Origin of the sequence: uncultured Roseobacter sp., assembly GCF_947499265.1 — a bacterium.
GTDB lineage: Bacteria > Pseudomonadota > Alphaproteobacteria > Rhodobacterales > Rhodobacteraceae > Roseobacter.
In genome coordinates this window covers 1-632 of record NZ_CANMNK010000027.1, presented here as the reverse complement: position 1 = coordinate 632, position 632 = coordinate 1, and the positions used below count along the sequence as shown (strand labels likewise).

Genomic DNA, 632 nt, shown 5'->3' with positions numbered 1-632 from the left:
ATGTGCTTCGCGCCTCGCCCGTCAAGAAGCTGCAATTTCGCCTCCTGCCAAGACTCAATGTTACCGCCACAATCGATCCCTTTCGAGGCAGAATGCCTGAGTTCGGTAACATGGTAGCCGGGTGAAATCTCACCATCTTTGGTTTCGAAAACCAAAGGAAGTGCAGGGTCTTGGAGCTGAAGGTCATTCAAGAGACCAGAAAGTGTTTTCACAGCGAAGCCTTTCATTTCAATGATTCTTGAAATATGTATCGGGTAGAAAGCAATATTTCAAGAGGTATTGAAATATGATTGCAGAAGAAGCTGCCGTTTTGTTTGGCGTTCTTTCAAATGCAGACCGCTTAAGCGTCATCCGGGCCTTGGTTGAGGTGGGACCGGACGGCATGAGCGCTGGTGACATTGCGCGTCAGATCGGAGCCAGCCCATCAAGAGCTTCGTTCCACCTGAACGCACTTTCAGAAGCTGGTTTTCTGACAAAAGAGCGGCAGTCGCGGAGCCAGAACTATCGCATAGATTTCAACAAAATCGGTCAGCTTATCACCTTTTTGATGGATGATTGCTGCAAAGGAAACGCCGAATTGCGCAATTGCTGCTCAATGCGGGCAGGATAACCTGACACCTCTGAAATTCAAA

Annotated in this window: 2 protein-coding genes; one reads left to right on the top strand and one right to left on the bottom strand. The window is 48.4% G+C overall.

Annotated features, from left to right (window positions below; all coding sequences use genetic code 11):
* The coding region (locus Q1A63_RS25590) for a DUF6428 family protein (RefSeq protein ID WP_299632725.1) at window positions 1-227 on the bottom strand (227 nt) is incomplete at its 3' end.
* A 59-nt stretch (window positions 228-286) separates the two neighbouring features.
* On the opposite strand from Q1A63_RS25590, the gene Q1A63_RS25585 reads away from it, so the two are divergent.
* A complete protein-coding gene (locus tag Q1A63_RS25585; protein ID WP_298975463.1) occupies window positions 287-610 on the top strand; it encodes a helix-turn-helix transcriptional regulator in 324 nt (107 codons plus the stop codon).
* Window positions 611-632: the final 22 nt, after the last annotated feature.